The organism is Haemophilus haemolyticus (genome assembly GCF_003493685.1).
GTDB lineage: Bacteria > Pseudomonadota > Gammaproteobacteria > Enterobacterales > Pasteurellaceae > Haemophilus > Haemophilus haemolyticus_O.
The window spans coordinates 78,844-97,201 of sequence record NZ_QQJW01000004.1 but is presented as its reverse complement, the minus strand read 5'-3'; the positions used below and the strand labels follow the sequence as shown (position 1 = coordinate 97,201).

Annotated in this window: 18 protein-coding genes; 12 read left to right on the top strand and 6 right to left on the bottom strand. The window is 39.1% G+C overall.

The features are described from left to right. Positions 1 to 41: 41 nt before the first annotated feature. Genes DV434_RS05130 through DV434_RS05120 form a run of 3 tightly spaced genes read right to left on the bottom strand, consistent with a single transcriptional unit; the run spans position 42 to position 1,983 of the window. Positions 42 to 839: a virulence factor BrkB family protein gene (locus DV434_RS05130; protein ID WP_118775586.1), complete on the bottom strand. Its 798-nt coding sequence runs from the start codon at positions 837 to 839 to the stop codon at positions 42 to 44. Beyond that, on the bottom strand, positions 836 to 1,318 hold the full coding sequence (locus tag DV434_RS05125; protein ID WP_118775587.1) for a YchJ family protein: 483 nt from the start codon (positions 1,316 to 1,318) through the stop codon (positions 836 to 838). The genes DV434_RS05130 and DV434_RS05125 overlap by 4 nt, the downstream gene beginning before the upstream one ends. Positions 1,319 to 1,320: 2 nt before the next feature. Beyond that, complete coding sequence (locus tag DV434_RS05120; RefSeq protein ID WP_118785362.1) at positions 1,321 to 1,983, bottom strand: MOSC domain-containing protein; 663 nt, start codon at positions 1,981 to 1,983, stop codon at positions 1,321 to 1,323. 237 nt (positions 1,984 to 2,220) lie between these two features. On the opposite strand from DV434_RS05120, the gene udp reads away from it, so the two are divergent. Beyond that, a complete protein-coding gene (udp, locus tag DV434_RS05115; protein ID WP_005635080.1) occupies positions 2,221 to 2,979 on the top strand; it encodes a uridine phosphorylase in 759 nt (252 codons plus the stop codon). Between the two features lie 74 nt (positions 2,980 to 3,053). Here udp and pssA read toward each other — a convergent pair whose 3' ends face one another. Next, positions 3,054 to 4,421 carry a CDP-diacylglycerol--serine O-phosphatidyltransferase gene (pssA, locus tag DV434_RS05110; RefSeq protein ID WP_118785361.1) on the bottom strand — a complete coding sequence of 456 codons (1,368 nt, stop codon included), beginning with the start codon at positions 4,419 to 4,421 and terminating at the stop codon, positions 3,054 to 3,056. A gap of 146 nt (positions 4,422 to 4,567) precedes the next feature. On the opposite strand from pssA, the gene DV434_RS05105 reads away from it, so the two are divergent. Continuing rightward, positions 4,568 to 5,623: a tRNA/rRNA methyltransferase gene (locus DV434_RS05105; protein ID WP_118785360.1), complete on the top strand. Its 1,056-nt coding sequence runs from the start codon at positions 4,568 to 4,570 to the stop codon at positions 5,621 to 5,623. 31 nt (positions 5,624 to 5,654) lie between these two features. Here DV434_RS05105 and DV434_RS05100 read toward each other — a convergent pair whose 3' ends face one another. Then, positions 5,655 to 6,353, bottom strand: a complete 699-nt coding sequence (locus DV434_RS05100) for a tRNA1(Val) (adenine(37)-N6)-methyltransferase (protein WP_192881486.1) — start codon at positions 6,351 to 6,353, stop codon at positions 5,655 to 5,657. Positions 6,354 to 6,693: 340 nt separating this feature from the next. Here DV434_RS05100 and srmB point away from each other — a divergent pair, with 340 nt between their 5' ends. Then, positions 6,694 to 8,019: an ATP-dependent RNA helicase SrmB gene (gene srmB / locus DV434_RS05095; protein ID WP_118785359.1), complete on the top strand. Its 1,326-nt coding sequence runs from the start codon at positions 6,694 to 6,696 to the stop codon at positions 8,017 to 8,019. A gap of 119 nt (positions 8,020 to 8,138) precedes the next feature. Here the strand turns inward: srmB and rdgC are convergent, their stop codons facing one another. Further along, positions 8,139 to 9,047: a recombination-associated protein RdgC gene (rdgC, locus tag DV434_RS05090; RefSeq protein ID WP_118785358.1), complete on the bottom strand. Its 909-nt coding sequence runs from the start codon at positions 9,045 to 9,047 to the stop codon at positions 8,139 to 8,141. 65 nt (positions 9,048 to 9,112) lie between these two features. Between rdgC and proC the strand changes: the two genes are divergently transcribed. The 9 genes from proC (at position 9,113) to DV434_RS05045 (ending at position 18,260) form a co-directional block, all read left to right on the top strand. Next, complete coding sequence (gene proC, locus DV434_RS05085) at positions 9,113 to 9,928, top strand: pyrroline-5-carboxylate reductase (protein ID WP_114908653.1); 816 nt, start codon at positions 9,113 to 9,115, stop codon at positions 9,926 to 9,928. Next, positions 9,928 to 11,094: a 3-phenylpropionate MFS transporter gene (locus DV434_RS05080; RefSeq protein WP_118785357.1), complete on the top strand. Its 1,167-nt coding sequence runs from the start codon at positions 9,928 to 9,930 to the stop codon at positions 11,092 to 11,094. Before proC ends, DV434_RS05080 begins: the two co-directional genes overlap by 1 nt. A gap of 30 nt (positions 11,095 to 11,124) precedes the next feature. After that, positions 11,125 to 12,018: a site-specific tyrosine recombinase XerD gene (gene xerD, locus DV434_RS05075; RefSeq protein ID WP_118785356.1), complete on the top strand. Its 894-nt coding sequence runs from the start codon at positions 11,125 to 11,127 to the stop codon at positions 12,016 to 12,018. A 186-nt stretch (positions 12,019 to 12,204) separates the two neighbouring features. Then, the gene (pyrG, locus tag DV434_RS05070; RefSeq protein WP_005636432.1) at positions 12,205 to 13,842 is read left to right on the top strand and encodes a glutamine hydrolyzing CTP synthase; all 1,638 of its coding nucleotides are present in this window, start codon (positions 12,205 to 12,207) and stop codon (positions 13,840 to 13,842) included. A gap of 190 nt (positions 13,843 to 14,032) precedes the next feature. Continuing rightward, a complete protein-coding gene (gene eno, locus DV434_RS05065) occupies positions 14,033 to 15,343 on the top strand; it encodes a phosphopyruvate hydratase (protein WP_118785355.1) in 1,311 nt (436 codons plus the stop codon). A gap of 71 nt (positions 15,344 to 15,414) precedes the next feature. Continuing rightward, entirely contained in the window at positions 15,415 to 16,053 is a 639-nt protein-coding gene (locus DV434_RS05060; protein WP_118785354.1) for an NUDIX hydrolase N-terminal domain-containing protein, read from the top strand. An 8-nt stretch (positions 16,054 to 16,061) separates the two neighbouring features. After that, positions 16,062 to 16,481 carry a DUF2251 domain-containing protein gene (locus DV434_RS05055; RefSeq protein WP_005636440.1) on the top strand — a complete coding sequence of 140 codons (420 nt, stop codon included), beginning with the start codon at positions 16,062 to 16,064 and terminating at the stop codon, positions 16,479 to 16,481. A 12-nt stretch (positions 16,482 to 16,493) separates the two neighbouring features. Beyond that, positions 16,494 to 17,078, top strand: coding sequence for a DUF1190 domain-containing protein (locus DV434_RS05050; protein WP_118785353.1), 585 nt, complete (start codon positions 16,494 to 16,496; stop codon positions 17,076 to 17,078). Then, positions 17,079 to 18,260 carry a glutathionylspermidine synthase family protein gene (locus DV434_RS05045; RefSeq protein WP_118785352.1) on the top strand — a complete coding sequence of 394 codons (1,182 nt, stop codon included), beginning with the start codon at positions 17,079 to 17,081 and terminating at the stop codon, positions 18,258 to 18,260. Positions 18,261 to 18,358: the final 98 nt, after the last annotated feature.

The window sequence follows — 18,358 nt, the reverse complement described above, 5'->3', positions numbered from 1 at the left end:
AAATAAAAAAGACTGATGTTGATAAATCGGTCTTTCCATTTTTATTCTTTTAACTCGCCTAATACTTCAGATAATTGTGCCCCGACCAGCACAACTAGCCAGCTAATCTGAATCCACAATAGCATAATCGGCAATGTTGCCATTGCGCCATAGATTAGTTGATAAGAAGGGAATGTGGTGATGTACCAAGTAAAGGCTTGTTTACCAAGTGTAAAGAAAATAGCGGCGATAAGCGCACCACAAGCAGAATATCTGATATCTACTTTCTTATTTGGCACGATGGTATAAATCAATGTGAAAATAAACCATGTGAAAAAGAACGGGAGTAAACTCAGCAATTTTACGCCGAGTGAAAGTGTTTCTGATTGTTCAAACATCACTTTTATATAAGAGCTAATCCCTATACTTGTACCTATAAGGAGAGGTCCAAAAGTCAGAATCATCCAGTAAATCGCGAAAGAGGTAAAAATAGGGCGAATACTTGTATCATGCCAAATGCTGTTGAGGGTTCGGTCGATGTTATTAATTAGCATCAAGGCAACGGCAATTAAACTCACAATTCCCACCGCACTCATTTTCTTTGAGTTCGAGACGAATTGATCGATATATTCGCCTACCATATCACTCGCTGATGGTGCGAAATTGGTGAAAATCATTTCTTTTAATTCTCCAGTGACTTCATTGAATACAGGAAAGGCAGAGAATATAGAAAAAATCACCATCACCATTGGCACGATAGCAAGCATCGTGCTGTAAGTTAATGCGCCAGCAGCTTGGTTGAGTTTATTTTCTGAAAAACGTTTCCAAAAGAGCTGGGTAAATTGTTTCAATGAAATCATAAAAATCCCCCACAGCAATGTTTAAATTTTTTACCGGAACCACATACACAAGGTTGTTTCATTGTAGGCAAGGATACGGTCGGATCCACAAAATACCAACGGTTTTCAATTTTTACAAAAATTGACCGTTCTTGATGAGCTAGTTTTCCTTCTTCGCCTTGAAAAATAGCTTTAAATTCCACCGTACTTTGAGTTTTTGTGAGGTTTTCTGTTTTTAGAATTTCTAATCCTAGCCATGTAGTATTGTCAGCCCATTCTTGCAATAGATGAGTCTCTAATAAAGTTTGTTGGCTTGGCACAGTTGTTGCAACAATATAAGGTATATTTTTTAAAACATAAGCCGTATAACGTGAACGCATGAGTTGTTCTACCGTTTCGGGAAACGCTTGTCTCAAATGAAATTTTCCACAACAATCTGCGTAATGATGACCAGATTGACATGGACAATCTTCGGAAAGTGCGGTTGAAATTTCTGACATATTTATCCCTGTTGTTTGAATTTCGATACTTGCGATCGAATTGAGCGTTTAAAGGCTTCAGCTAATACTTCAATATCTAATGCCGCTTCTAGTTCAGCTTCATTTTCGGGTGCAGATAACAAGCGATTTAAATGGCGAATTGTTACTTGCGGATAAGGGCGCGCGAGCAATTTCAATTCATCACCTTGTCTAATTTCTCCCACTTTAATGACGCGAACATACCATCCACTGAGCCCGGTTTTATAAACAATATCGCGAGTCTCTTCGTTTTCCGTATTTTTTGATAAACGCTCACAAGGTTTACGAGGCTGAGATACTTCTAAAATGGTTGAGCCGATTTGATAACGATCACCAATACAGACGCTGTCTTCATTTAAGCCTGACACAACAAAATTTTCTCCGTATGTAGCAGTTTCCATATAAGAAAAATCTTTATTTAATAAAGTATTTAATTCATTAAAAGAACCTGCCGACATAAAAAAGAGAGATTTATCTACACCACCATGATGTTTTTTCAAACCAACATCGTTTCCTTCTGCACCAAGAGAATGAATTTTTACCGATGGTACTGTTTTCTTACGAATTGCGCTTTCGTATACGCTTCCATCGGAAAAGGTTAGGGTTTCAACTTGTCCCACTTTTATAACTAAAATTTTTGCATTCATTTTATTTTTCGCTTGTTCTAGAAAAAATTTACGTGGAATTATAACCGAAAACGTTTAACTTTTTGACCGCACTTCTTTTTTTACTTATTATTCGTTATCAGAAAAATGAAAAGGAAATAATGAAAATGTTTGAAAGAGAAAACAAAATTTTCTAAAAATGTTTTATTTCTTTTCTTTACAATAAGATTTTTCCTAAGGGCGAAATCATCACGTTCAATGATAATAAGGAGATTTATTATGTCAGACGTATTCCACCTAAACCTAACAAAATCCCAATTAAAAGGGGCAACACTCGCTATTGTTCCTGGCGATCCTGCCCGCAGTGAGCGTATTGCGAAACAACTTGATAATCCAGAGTTTCTTGCTAGCACGCGTGAATTTACTTCATGGTTAGGTTATCTTAATGGACAACCTGTTGTGGTATGTTCTACAGGTATTGGTGGGCCATCAACATCAATTTGTGTGGAAGAACTTGCTCAACTTGGTGTTCGCACTTTCTTACGTATTGGCACAACGGGTGCGATTCAACCGCACATTAATGTAGGCGATGTTCTTATCACAACCGCTTCTGTTCGCTTAGATGGCGCAAGCCGTCATTTTGCGCCGTTAGAATATCCTGCTGTGGCAAATTTTGAATGTACAACCGCACTTTATAATGCAGCGAAAGCAAAAGGTATCGAGCCTTATGTAGGCGTAACCGCATCATCTGATACATTCTATCCAGGTCAAGAGCGTTATGATACCTATAGCGGTAAAGTATATCGTGATTACCAAGGTCTACTTAAACAATGGCAAGATTTGAATGTGATGAACTATGAAATGGAATCATCAACATTGTTTACCATGTGTAGCGCATTAGGTTTGCGTGCTGGGATGGTTGCGGGCGTGATTGTAAACCGCACTCAACAAGAAATTCCAAATGAAGCAACAATGAAACAAACGGAAGAAAAAGCTGTATCTGTTGTGATCGCAGCTGCGCAGGCGTTGTTAAGTTAATGTTTTTTAATTGAAAGAATAAAGCCTTGTTTTCACAAGGCTTTATTATTAGGTCTAAAAAGTATTATTCAGCATTACAGAATCATTTTCACTAATTTATCCGCTTTAATTCGTGCAAATTTTTTCAAAAGTTTTTGCACTGGTTCTGGGTATTGATTCAATTCTTCTAATTCAGTGTAATGTTTTAATACTTTTGTATGTTGGCGAATTTGGTTTTGCTCTTTTTCCACTTGGGCTAAAAGCTGTTGTTGTGGATCGTAAATTAATAAGCCATTTTCTGCGTCCAAACGCCATGCTCGAGGGTTAAGATTATTGCCCGTAAGTAAAATATAACGGTCATCCACCCACACACCTTTTAAGTGGTAAGTATTATCGCCATCACGCCACAAACGCACCACAAGCTGACCATTTTCAATTTGAGTCTCAAATTTTTCACAGAAACGGCGAAGATTACTTTCATAAAGATAAGGTAATGCCCCCGCCATTTTGAATGGTTGTTCTGGTGGAATATAAAAATCGTTTGCGACTTTATCGCCAACAATAATTTCTACTCGTTTACCGTTTTCCAATAACGTCGCTATTTTATGTTGCAATGTGCGTGGGAAATTAAAGTATGGCGTACAAATCACCAATTTTTCTTGTACTTGCAAGAATAAATCTTCAATTACTTGATTTAATTCATTGCCTGATGCGCCTAAGCCAAACAGTGGCGATACGCTTAAAACATTTGGTAATTTCACCGCACTTTTTAATGAATATTCTCCATTTTGAGCAAGATCTTTACGATAAGCGCGAATATTGCTGCGGATCTCTTTGGTGCGAGGGCGGTTGGTGACATCAAGTGGATAAACTGCACTGAAATCTAACAAATAATCATTGATGAAATTTATCATCGAATCAGCTAATTCAGCATGAGTGATTTTTTGATAGCGGTCGTAACGATATTTTTCAAATTGATGAAGATAGACATTATTTATGCTTGCACCGCTATAAAGCACGGTATCATCAAATACAAAGCCTTTAACGTGCAATACACCAAAAACTTCTCGTGTATTAATTGGCACGCCAAAGAACATATTCGGATCATCTGGTAACTGATAAGTTTGGCGTTGCTCGCAATACCAATCTGCATTGGTGGCCGATTTTTCCGCCCCTAATAAATTGCGTTGTGCGCGATGCCAATCTATGAGAATTTTTACATCCAAGTGTGGATTTTCTTGCTTCACGCGATAAATTTCATCGAGGATTTCCTGTCCCGCTTCATCTTTTTGCCAATAAAGTGCGGTGACATAAATACGTTTTTTTGCGTTTCTGATTAATTCAATAATTTGAGTTTTAAATTCAGCCGGGCTACCCAAAAATTCAATTTGCTCAGCTTGCAAGGCAAGGAATGGCAAATTATTTAAATTTTGTTCAGCTCGTTTGGTTTTATTGATTAACATAATCCATCTCGTGATTAAAGACTAGTGCGTTAGTTTACAATATTTCACGTGCTTATTAATAGAAAAAAGGCTTTTTTTCGTTATAATGCTCACAAATTTTAGCATTTTTTGGCTAAAAAACAGCCATTTTTATTCAGGAAAACCCTATGAACGACAAACACAAACCGTCTTTTCAATCCTCCGGCAGATCCTTTCAAGAACGCTCAGTAGGTGAAAAATACAGAGAAAAACCAACTCAAAATCGACCGCACTTTAATGATAAATTTAATGGAAATAGAAACGAAAAATCTCGTTTTCCTCGTGATAAACAAGAAGTGAAAGAAACTAAAATTACGCAACTTTCTTTATCTCGTGCGCCATCAAATAAAAATACAGAACAACCTAAAGTTCAAGTGACGATAAAAAGTACTGGTACGGTTTATAAAACAAAAGAAAAGAAAACGGGTGCGCTTTCTCCTCGTGCGCCTGAAAAAATTAAGAAAAACCGTGCGGAAGAAATGAAAGTTTACGGTGAAAATGCCTGTTTAGCTTTATTTGCAGAACGCCCTGAAAGTATTGTTCGATTGTGGGCAACCGTACAAATGTCACACAAAATTGGCGAGGTATTGAGTTATTTAGCCGAAAACAAGAAGGCTTATCATGTTGTAGATAGTGAAGAATTAGCACGAGTGAGTGGAACGGAACATCATGGTGGCATTTGCTTATTAGTGAAGAAACCGCGTGCTTTCACGTTGCAAGGATATTTGGATATTCCTCGTAACGAGGATTGTTTAGTGCTATTAGACAACGTGAATAATGCACAAAATATTGGTGGCGTATTGCGTACTTGTGCTTATTTTGGCGTGAAAAATATTGTCGCCGATAATGTGGAAAATCTGTATTCGGGAGCCTCTATGCGTGTAGCAGAAGGTGGCGCAGAATATATTCGTGTGTTAGAAACGGATTATATTGATTCAGCTTTAATGCAATTGCGTAAATCAGGCTATCAAATTATTCACGTATCGCACAATAAACAAGGCGACTCATTGGATAAAGTGCGGTTAAAAAATAAAGTGGTTTTTGTGCTAAGTGAAAGTTCTACGGAAAGTTTAGCGACGCCAGAAGATACACAAGTGCGTTTAACGCTCGCAAGTCCAATTAAATCAGGCTTAAACATTGCAGTGAATGCGGGTGTATTGTTAGCGAAGTGGTATTTTAGATAGTGTATGATTAAAGGGGAAAATGATTTCCCCTTTAAAATTTCAAATAAAAGTCTTTAGTCAATTCAATAAACGCTTCGGTGTATTGATTATCCGCATCATAAATCACCAATTGATCTTGCATTAAAACTTCGGGTTGTTTGGCAAAGGTAAGTAGCATTCTTTGGGGCGTTTTTCCCATTTTTGTAATGACATTCGTTTGTTTTATGCAAAAAAGTGCGGTGGATTTTGTGAGCGTTTTTCCCGCATCATAAGGCAGGACAAAACTTATTTTCCCATTTTCCGATAAGCTCATTGCAGCCCATTCTAACCAATTTAAGTGGCTTTGCTTGGTATAACGAGCCAATTCTCTTTCCTCATTTTTACAAGCAATACCTTGTTCAAAATAAGGTGGATTTGCCACAATTAAATCAAAGGTTTGTGCAGTGGTTTGTAAAAAATGTTGTATATCCGTTTGAATAAGTTGAATACGATTTTTCCACACTGAATTATTAATGTTTTCTTGCGCTTGTTTTGCTGCAATGGGATCCAACTCAACCGCTTGAATTTGGCAGTTTTCTTTTGTTCGTTGTGCCAACATTAAAGCCAATAATCCTGTACCGCTTCCCATATCTAAAATGTTTTTACAATGCTTTACATCTGCCCAAGCACCTAACAAAATGCCATCTGTGCCGACTTTCATGGCACAAGAATCTTGATTGATATGGAATTGTTTAAAGGTAAATCTGCTCATAAATTTTTCGTAAATTGACCGCACTTGGGGCTGTTGATAACTCATTTCCCGTTTGAGCTGGAGACTATTTTTGGTGAGAACAAGGCGAAAGCGGTGAAGTTTAGCATTCTAAACAAACCGATTTCAACGCTGTTATCGCCAAAAATAGTCCCAGCCCTTCGGGTTATGTTTAAAATGTGCACACTCTTTGTTGCAATTCTCATCAAGAGAACCACTCTTGATTTCGAATTGCGTCGCGATTGTGCGCATTTTAAACGATAACTCAAGCGTGAAATGAGTTATCAATAGCCCCTAATTTCAGGTATAATCCGCGCCAATTTTAACAAAGAACCACACAATAATGAATTTATCCCAATTTGAACAATTTGATCTTTCTCCCGAACTTTTAAAGGCGCTTGAGAAAAAAGGTTATTCCCGCCCAACAGCTATTCAAATGGAAGCCATTCCTGCCGCAATGGAAGCGCGTGATGTATTAGGCTCTGCACCAACGGGAACAGGGAAAACTGCTGCTTTTTTATTACCTGCGCTACAACATTTATTGGATTATCCGCGTCGTAAACCAGGTCCACCGCGTATTTTGGTATTAACGCCAACCCGTGAACTGGCAATGCAAGTTGCTGAACAAGCGGAAGAATTAGCGCAGTTCACCCATTTAAATATTGCGACCATTACAGGTGGTGTGGCGTATCAAAATCACGGTGATGTGTTCAATACCAATCAAGATTTGGTGGTGGCAACGCCCGGTCGTTTGTTGCAATACATTAAGGAAGAAAATTTTGATTGCCGTTCCGTTGAAATGCTGATTTTTGATGAAGCGGATAGAATGTTACAAATGGGATTTGGGCAAGATGCGGAAAAAATTGCAGCTGAAACCCGTTGGCGGAAACAAACCTTGTTGTTTTCTGCAACATTGGAAGGAGAGTTGTTAGTCGATTTTGCGGAGCGTTTGTTGAATGATCCCGTTAAAGTGGATGCTGAACCAAGCCGTCGAGAGAGAAAAAAAATCAACCAATGGTATTACCATGCAGACAGCAATGAACACAAAATCAAATTGCTCGCGCGTTTTATTGAAACTGAAGAAGTGACGCGTGGAATTGTGTTTGTTCGTCGTCGTGAAGATGCGCGTGAACTTTCTGAAACATTGCGTAAACGAGGCATTCGTTCTGCGTATTTAGAAGGTGAAATGGCACAAACTCAACGTAACAATGCGATTGATAAGTTGAAATCAGGTATTGTGACGGTATTGGTTGCAACGGATGTAGCTGCGCGTGGTATTGATATTGACGATGTAAGCCATGTTATGAATTTTGATTTACCGTATAGTGCGGATACTTATTTGCATCGAATTGGACGTACAGCACGAGCAGGTAAAAAGGGCACGGCGGTCTCTTTTGTCGAAGCCCATGATTACAAGTTACTTGGTAAAATCAAACGCTATACCGAGGAAATTTTAAAGGCACGCATTTTAGAAGGTTTAGAACCTCGCACTAAGCCGCCAAAAGACGGTGAAGTGAAATCTGTAAGCAAAAAACAAAAGGCACGCATTAAAGAAAAACGTGAAGAAAAGAGAAAAACAGAGGCGAAGAAAAAAGTAAAATTGCGTCATAAGGATACGAAAAATATCGGCAAACGACGCAAGCCAAGTAACTCAAATACTGAACAATAATTTAATGATAAGCAAGCCTTTCCTCATATTTTGGGAAAGGCTCTTGTCTATGCTTGATTTAACCTCTGTCTAGGCAAACATTGTTCAAGCAAAAAGTGCAGTAAATTTATAATATGATTTTACAGTCTAGTTTTTTCGCCACCAAATTCATCTAATAAATTTTCGGTGAGTTTGGCTAAAATACCAGTCATCAGTACAAAATCTGCATCGAAACGCTGTGCAAAATCTTCTTTCAGAATATCATCATTTTTTTCGCGTACACTATCTGCAAATTTTAAACGTTTGAGGGTGCAATCTTCGTTAAAAACGAAAGTTAAGGTATCTTCCCATTCTAAGGCTAATTTACTTACTACTTTTTTGCCATCTTGCAGAAGGGCGAGAATTTCTTCATTTTCTAAGGGTTGTTTTTTACAACGAATAATGCTGTCTTCCTGGCTGCCACGAAGCTCGGCTTCTTCTAATGCAAGTAACCAATGGGGTAAGCTATCTTGAACTATCCAATTCGTTAAAATCGTGCTGGGTTCATTAGCAAATGCTAAAGGCACGACAGGGAGCGATCCTAAGGATTTACGCAGTAATGCGAGCGCATCTTCCGCGCGTTTACTCGATGCGGCATCAACATGAACAAGATTATTTTCCGTATCAATCCATAGCGCTGTATGCTGATTTTTACTAAACGCACGAGGTAATAAATTCATCACGACATCATCTTTTAATGTCTGTTTTTCTACCTTTTTAAGTTTGCGATTTTCTTTTTGTTCGAGGCTTTCAATGCGGTCATCTAATTCACGTTTGACTACATTTGCCGGCAAGATTTTTTCTTCTTTTTTGGCGATTAATAGAATTTGTTTTCCTACAGAAAAATAGAGTAAATCAGAACCTCTTAATGGAGCAGACCAGCCAAATTTACTTTGATCTTGAGCGCCGCAAGGATGAAATTGACAATCTTCTAGTTGAGTTTGTAGTTGTGTAAGATCCCAATCTAGCGGTTTAGTCAGCCTATAAGTCATTAAATTTTTGAACCACATCGTAACACTTCCTTCAATATAGGGTAGAATGTGTTGCATTATAGCCCATAAAAGTAGGAAAAACGATGCAACACAAATTGATTGCCTTTATTGGCGGCGGCAATATGGCGCAGGCTATTATTCTTGGCTTGTTGAAACAAGGTTATCCTGCCGAGCAAATTATTGTGAATGATCCGAATGAGGAAAAAAGAGCATTTTTTGCTAATCTTGGCGTGGCAACTTCAGAAAATAATGTGGAAAGTGCAACCAAAGCGGAAGTTGTGTTGCTTGCGGTAAAACCTCAAATGATGGCTGATGTTTGTTCGCCACTAAGTGCGGTGGATTTTTCCGACAAATTGTTAATTTCCATTGCCGCCGGTATTTCAACTGAACGCTTGAACGCATTAATTCCAAGTATAAAATCGATAGTGCGCGTCATGCCAAATACGCCCGCATTGGTGGGGGAAGGTATGGCGGGGTTATTTGCACCGAAAAATACGAGTGAAAATCACCGCACTTTTGCACAAGATTTATTGGGATCTGTGGGAAGAACGGTTTGGGTGGATGATGAAAGTCAAATGCACGCAGTAACTGCCGCGTCAGGAAGTAGCCCCGCTTATTTCTTTTTAATGCTGGAAGCGATGCAGCAAGCCTTAATCAAAATGAATATTGATGAGAAAACTGCGCGTGAATTAGTGCAGCAATCTATGTTTGGTGCAGCAAAAATGGTGGCTGAAAATCCGCAAATTGCGCTTTCAACTTTACGTGAAAATGTTACCTCGAAAGGTGGTACCACTGCGGCGGCGTTAGCAGTATTTGATGCTCAACATTTTAATCAAACAATAGAGCAAGCCATGCAAGCTTGTTTGTCTCGTTCACAAGAAATGGAAACTTTATTCTGATGCAAGTTCGTCCTTTTTATTGGCTCGCACTGAGCTTTCTAGGTTACTACTGCGCTTATGGCGTATTTTTGCCGTTTTTCCCCGCATGGTTGAAATCTCAACAATATGGTGAAGAAATGATTGGTTTGGTGATCGGGAGTGCTTATATTTTCCGATTTGCGGGCGGATTATTTTTTTCATCGCTGATTAAAAAAGCCAATCATATTATTAGTTCCTTACGTCTATTGGCGTTAGCATCGGCCATTATTATGGCGGCTATGAGTTTAGTTGCTCATAATTTTTGGTTGTTGTTTATTGCTATTGGTTTGTATGCTTCTGTGAATTCAGCGGGAATGCCAATTGGGGATTCGTTGGCATCCACTTGGCAACGCCAAATCGGCTTAGATTACGGCAAAGTACGTTTGATTGGCTCTTCTGCCTTTATTCTTGGCGTAGTGGTGTTTGGTGGCATGATTGGCTGGGTCGGCGAGCAAAATATCGTGTGGATTTTAACCGCACTTTTATCTTTCTATACCATCATTCAGCTTTTAAAACCGACCATTCCCCCAAAAGATGAAATACCTGAAGATGGCGTTCAAAATGATGTTGGTTTTATTGCTTTACTGAAAAATCCGATGACATTACGAGTCATGATAGCAGTAGGGCTGATTCAAGGCTCTCATGCGGCTTATTATGTTTATAGCACGATTTATTGGACAAGCATTGGAATTTCTGTTTCACAAACTAGCTTACTTTGGGGCATTGGCGTATTAGCAGAAATTGTATTATTTTTCTTTTCTCGTCGTTTATTTCAAAATATTTCTATTAGTGTGTTGCTTTATATTTCTGCACTTGCGTGCGTTGGACGCTGGGCTGTAATGGGATATATTGAAGATTTTTGGTTGATATTCTTATTGCAACTTATGCACAGTCTAACCTATGCCGTTTGCCATTATGCGATTGTTCGCTATATCACGACCCAGCCACAAAGCCATATTACGAAATTACAAGGTTTGTATAATGGTTTATCCAATGGTGTGTTAATTGCCATTTTTACCGCGATTGCGGGAACGATTTATCCAACGTCGCCAGCGATGACATTTGTATTTATGAGTATCATTGCGGCGGCTGCATTTTTTGTGATTCCACGCAAGTTAAATGCCTTTTTGATTGTTCAGCATAAATAGGACGCATCGCTTTCCTTGTAGAAAAGTAATATGAAAAATCTTGTGCTTATTGATTTGTTTCTTAACGAATATTGGATTGAAAAAGGGCTTTCAGAAAATACCGTTCAATCTTATCGTTTGGATTTAACCGCACTTTGTGATTGGTTGGATAAAAACGACTTGTCTTTGGAAACCTTAGATGCTGTAGATTTGCAAGGTTTTCTAGGTGAACGTTTGGAGAAAGGTTACAAAGCCACGAGCACCGCGCGAATGTTAAGTGCAATGCGTAAACTTTTCCAATATTTATATCGGGAAAAATATCGCGTGGATGATCCAAGTGCGGTGCTAAGTTCGCCTAAATTACCCAGTCGCCTGCCAAAATATTTAACTGAGCAACAAGTGTCAGATTTGCTCAATACGCCAGATGTAGACGTGCCTTTGGAGTTACGCGATAAAGCAATGTTAGAGTTGCTTTATGCGACTGGGCTTCGTGTAACGGAGTTAGTTTCGCTGACGATTGAAAACATGAGCGTGCAACAAGGCGTGGTGCGAGTGATTGGTAAAGGGAACAAAGAGCGTATTGTGCCAATGGGGGAAGAAGCTGCCTATTGGGTTCGTCAATTTATGCTTTATGGTCGCCCTGTGCTATTAAATGGGCTGAGTTCTGATGTTGTGTTTCCAAGTCAGCGTGCACAGCAAATGACTCGTCAAACTTTCTGGCATCGTGTAAAACATTATGCCATTCTCGCGGATATTGATGCGGATACACTTTCCCCTCACGTTCTTCGCCATGCTTTTGCCACCCATTTAGTGAATCATGGTGCGGATTTACGTGTGGTGCAAATGTTGCTAGGGCATACAGATTTATCTACAACACAGATTTATACTCACGTGGCAAAAGAGAGATTGAAACGATTACATGAAAGATTTCATCCTAGAGGATAGATAAGTCTAACAAGGCTTTACATGCTAATTGTGGTTTTCTAATTGAGTTCATTGACCAAATCAGGTAAACTACCGTCCCGTCTTTGATAGCTAGTTATCTTCGATTTTTGACCGCACTTTTGGTTGATTTTGTCTGTAAGATGATTAGCTATAATCATTTATATCCCAATACAGATTAGGTTCCCTATGGCTACAAATTATATTTTCGTCACTGGCGGTGTGGTTTCATCGTTAGGTAAAGGCATTGCGGCAGCATCATTGGCGGCAATTTTAGAAGCTCGTGGTTTAAACGTAACTATTATGAAATTAGATCCATATATTAATGTGGATCCGGGTACGATGAGCCCAACCCAACATGGGGAAGTTTTCGTCACTCAAGATGGAGCTGAAACAGATTTAGACTTAGGTCACTATGAGCGTTTTATCCGTACGAAAATGACTAAACGCAATAACTTCACCACAGGCAAAATTTATTCTGAAGTATTACGTAAAGAGCGTCGTGGCGATTATCTTGGTGCAACAATTCAAGTGATTCCACATATCACCAATGAAATTAAAGATCGCGTCATTGCTGGCGCTCAAGGTCATGATGTCGTGATTGTTGAAGTGGGCGGTACCGTTGGTGATATTGAATCACTCCCATTCTTAGAAGCATTACGTCAATTAGCCGTTCAAGTTGGTCGTGAACACACCTTATTTATGCACTTAACTTTAGTGCCTTATATTCCAACGGCGGGTGAAGTAAAAACGAAACCAACCCAACATTCTGTAAAAGAATTGCTTTCTATTGGTATTCAACCTGATGTGTTGATTTGCCGTTCAGATCGCATGATTCCGCCAAATGAACGCGCGAAAATTGCTTTATTCTGTAACGTTCCAGAACGCGCAGTCATTTCATTAAAAGATGTAAATTCGATTTATCAAATCCCAGCATTATTAAAATCTCAAGGTTTAGATGATTTCGTCTGTGAACGTTTCCGTTTAACTTGCCCTGAGGCGGATCTGTCTGAATGGGAGCAAGTGCTTTACAAACAAGCAAATCCAGTGGGTGAAGTGACCATTGGTATGGTAGGTAAATATACTGAGTTACCCGATGCCTATAAATCTGTAAATGAAGCATTGAAACATGCCGGTTTAACGAATCGTTTAAGCGTTAACATTAAATATATTGATTCCCAAGATGTTGAAACCAAAGGTGTTGAAGTATTAAAAGGCATTGATGGCATTCTTGTTCCTGGTGGATTCGGTTATCGTGGTGTGGAAGGTAAAATTCGTACCGCACAATATGCACGTGAAAACAAAATTCCTTACTTGGGAATTTGTTTAGGCATGCAGATCGCGTTGATTGAATATGCACGTAATGTAGCGGGTTTAACTAAAGCAAATTCATCTGAATTTGATAAAGATTGTGAACAACCTGTGGTGGCATTAATCACGGAATGGCAAGATGCTGATGGTAATACAGAAGTGCGTACCGATGAATCTGATCTTGGCGGAACAATGCGTTTAGGCGCACAACAATGTCATTTGGTGTCAGGCAGCCGCGCTCGCGAGCTTTATGGAAAAGAAACCATTGAAGAGCGCCATCGTCATCGTTATGAAGTGAATAACACGTTACTTCCACAAATTGAAAAAGCAGGATTGAAAGTAACGGGCTTATCTGCAGATAAAAAATTGGTAGAAATTATCGAAGTGCCAAATCATCCTTGGTTTGTCGCTTGCCAATTCCACCCAGAATTTACTTCTACGCCTCGTGATGGCCATCCGTTGTTTGCAGGCTTTGTAAAAGCAGCCTATGAAAATCACAAACAATCCGTGAAGTAATGGATTAAATTAGAGTAAAAAGAGCGGTGAGAAACGACAAATTTTTTCACCGCTCTTTTATTTTGTAAAAATAGATAAAGATCAAAGCATACGCATTTTTTACAAGACAAAATCTCAAAATAGCTTTATCATATCGCCTGTTTTAGGCTCGCCTAACCCGTTTTAATTAACTTAATTGAGGAAAATAAAAATGGCAAAAATCGTTAAAGTGATTGGTCGCGAAATCATCGACTCACGCGGTAATCCAACTGTTGAAGCTGAAGTTCATCTTGAAGGTGGTTTTGTTGGTTTAGCAGCGGCTCCATCTGGTGCATCAACTGGTTCTCGCGAAGCATTAGAATTACGTGACGGCGATAAATCTCGTTTCTTAGGCAAAGGCGTATTAAAAGCTGTAGCAGCAGTAAATGGCCCAATTGCTGAAGCAATTCTTGGTAAAGATGCGTCTAACCAAGCTGAAATCGACCAAATCATGATCGAGTTAGACGGAACCGAAAACAAATCTAACTTTGGTGCAAACGCAATCTTAGCGGTATCTTTAGCAAACGCAAAAGCAGCTGCAGCATCTAAAGGTTTACCACTTTACGCTTACATTGCAGAACTTAACGGCACTCCAGGCGTTTACTCTATGCCATTACCAATGATGAACATCATCAACGGTGGTGAGCACGCAGACAACAACGTTGATATCCAAGAATTTATGATTCAACCAGTGGGTGCGAAAACCTTACGTGAAGCACTTCGTATCGGTGCTGAAGTATTCCACAACCTTGCTAAAGTATTAAAAGCTAAAGGCATGAGCACTGCTGTTGGTGACGAAGGTGGTTTCGCACCAAACTTAGCATCTAACGCAGACGCTTTAGCATGTATCAAAGAAGCTGTAGAAAAAGCAGGTTACGTATTAGGTAAAGACGTGACTTTAGCGATGGACTGCGCATCTTCTGAGTTCTACAACAAAGAAACTGGCAAATACGAAATGAAAGGCGAAGGCCGTTCATTCACTTCTCAAGAGTTCACACACTATCTTGAAGAGTTAACTAAACAATACCCAATCGTATCTATCGAAGATGGTCAAGATGAATCTGACTGGGAAGGTTTTGCATACCAAACTAAAGTGTTAGGCGACCGCGTTCAATTAGTGGGCGACGACTTATTCGTAACTAACACCAAAATCTTAAAAGAAGGTATCGAAAAAGGTATTGCAAACTCCATCTTAATTAAATTCAACCAAATCGGTTCTTTAACTGAAACTTTGGCAGCAATCAAAATGGCTAAAGATGCAGGTTACACCGCTGTGATCTCTCACCGTTCAGGTGAAACCGAAGATGCGACTATCGCTGATTTAGCGGTTGGTACAGCAGCAGGTCAAATCAAAACTGGTTCTATGAGCCGTTCTGACCGTATTGCGAAATACAACCAATTAATCCGTATCGAAGAAGCATTAGAACGCGCGGGTACTCCAGCAGCATTCCCTGGCTTAAAAGCGGTTAAAGGTCAAGCGTAATTCACGCTGAATTTACTGTAAAATCTCACCGCACTTTGTATAAAAGTGCGGTGTTTTTTTAGGGAGTTTTTATGAATACTCAATCTAATTCATTGCTTACTGAACCTTGGTTATCTTGGGCGATTGAAATTCAAAGTATTGCACAAAGTGGCTTGGCTTATTGTAAAAATATTTATGATATAGAACGCTATGAGCGTCTTCGAGATTTAGCAGCTGAAATGATTAGCCATAAAATGGCAATACCAAAAGAAACGGTTAAAAATCTTTTTTGTAATGAGGATGGCTACCAAACTCCAAAAATAGATACTCGGGCAGCGATTTTTCAAGATGATAAAATTTTGTTAGTGCTAGAAAATGATGGACTTTGGTCATTGCCTGGAGGATGGGTTGATGTATTGGAGACGCTTCATAGTAATACAGTAAAAGAGGTGTATGAGGAAGCAGGGCTAAATGTGAAGCCAACTTTTATTATTGCAATCCACGACCAGCATAAGCATAACTATCCGCCTTTGGCTCATCGTGTACAGAAGGCTTTTATTATGTGTGAAAGATTGTCAGGTGAATTTAAGGCAAACAGTGAAACGTTGGACTCTGCTTATTTTTCCTTGGATAAACTTCCACCAATGAATGATGCAAAAAATACGAAAGCTCAAGTAGAGCTTTGTTTTCAAGCATATAATAGTCGCCATTGGATTACACAATTTGATTAGGAAAAATTATGTTACATTTAACTTTAGAGGACGAACTCTTTTTAGGAACGCCAAAGCAAGTGGGAACGCATTCTACGGTATTTGAGCATTTTGCTGTGATGTTTGAAGATGACGGTGAAACAGGCTATTTTTATGCACTTGATATGCGTCAAAATGCTCAACCGATAGTGGATATGTTGCATGTGTATAATGTTGATTCAACCTCTAATCATCATGAGGCTCGCAAACTTGAAATTTGTTGGGATGAAAGTGGTTATTTAGCATTGTTGCTTATTAATGGCTATCCTCATGCCGTATTTGATTTTGCTCGTTTAGTCGGCTATAACAGCAATAAATATCCACAACCAGATTTAATGAGTATGTGGACTCGTGAAGAAATTACCAATAAACAGGCCGAGCAATGGCTAGGCGTGAAAACCATTCGATAAAAATTGAGAACAATGAAAAAGAAAAATCAGATTTTAGTTAGTTTATCTATTGTGGCCTTATTAGGAGGCTGTTCAGAAGAACAAGTACAACGTGATGTGTATCAGTCTTTAGATGATTGTTTAGCGGATTGGAAAAAAATTGAGCTTTGTGAAGCAGATAAAAATACTGAAAGTACTCAGAAAACTGAGACTACACCACAGCAGGGGCTTGGTTTAAATATTCGTGATAATGGTAATGCAGAAAGTGCGGTAAAAAATTCAGCTGAAAATAATGCGCAAGCTAATCAAAGCGAGAACAATGCTGAATCAACTGCAAAAGCTGAAAGTACCGATCCTTCTTTAGGGGCTGCGATTGCCGGTGGCGTTATGGGGTATATGGCGGCTCGTGCAATTAGTAGTTTCCTTGGCCCAAGTTATCATCCTGGAAATCGAGCTGTCACTACGCCAACAGGGCAAGTTGTGCAACCGCAAACAAATCGTTCTGTTGGAAAACCAATGCTCGTGAAAGGAAATGCAGGAAGCATGAATAGCAAACCTGTATCTCGTGGTGGTTTTAGTAGCCCCAATAATACTAATCGTAGCAGCAGTGGGGGCTAAATGAAACGTGTAACAGGGTTTCCTACTCGACCAGATATGGTGCAACAGCTACTTAATGTTGGATTTGATTATTATAACTTGCCTTCCAGTGATGGATCTCATTATTGGTCTGATAATGTCGCCTATGAATTTACCTTAGCGGAAATTGATCGCATTGAGGATACAACTAATGAATTACATTCAATGTGTTTAGATTTTGCGGCGGATGAAATTAAAAAAGGCGATTATGAAAATTACCGTTTTACGGAGTTGCAAAAACAGCTTATTGAAACCTCTTGGCGTAACCAAGATCCTTATTTATATGGGCGTTTTGATTTTGGCTATGATGGTGAAAACCTAAAAATGTTTGAATATAACGCCGATACGCCAACATCCTTGTTGGAGGCTGCGGTTGTTCAATGGCAGTGGTTGGAGCAAATTGAGGGCTTGAAACATCGGGATCAATTTAACTGGATTCATGAAGAATTAATAAAACATTTCCAATTTTTGAAACAACAAAGTGGCAAAACCGATTTCCATTTGAGTGCTATGCAAGATGCTGGCCGTGAAGATTGGGGCAATGTGGATTATTTAGCTGATGTGGCTTATAACGCTGGTTGGAATATTCATCAATTAGCGGTAGAGGATATTGGCTACAACAGCGAAACAGAAAAATTTGTAGATTTAAATGATCAGCCTATTGAAATGTTATTTAAATTGTATCCGCTGGAATGGCTAAGCCACGCTGAGTTTGCTCGCCATATTACAACCGCTGAAACACGATTTATTGAGCCTGCGTGGAAAATGTTGTTAAGTAATAAAGCGCTATTGGCAAAACTTTGGGCACGTTATCCTAATCATCCGAATTTATTACCTGCTTATTTTACGCCTTTCGAACTACCAAAAGATTTATCAATGTGGGTGAAAAAACCATTGTTAGGTCGAGAGGGTGCCAATGTCTTCTATTATGAGAAAAACAATGGCGTAGAATTTGCAGCGAAAGGAAGCGAACACTCTGCGTTTTATGCTAATTCAGGTTATGTTTATCAACAAAAATTTGAATTACCAAGTTTTGATGGAATGTATCCAATTATCGGCTCTTGGGTTGTGGGGGATGTGGCTTGCGGTATGGGATTACGCGAAGATTTTACAGCAGTGACGGGGAATGATAGCCATTTTATACCTCATTATTTTGTACCTTAATGACTCCTGAATATTACTAAAATAACTAGAAAACTAACCGCACTTTTGTCTTTTTTGATAAAAGTGCGGTTTATTTTTTGTGGATTTTATCTAACCTG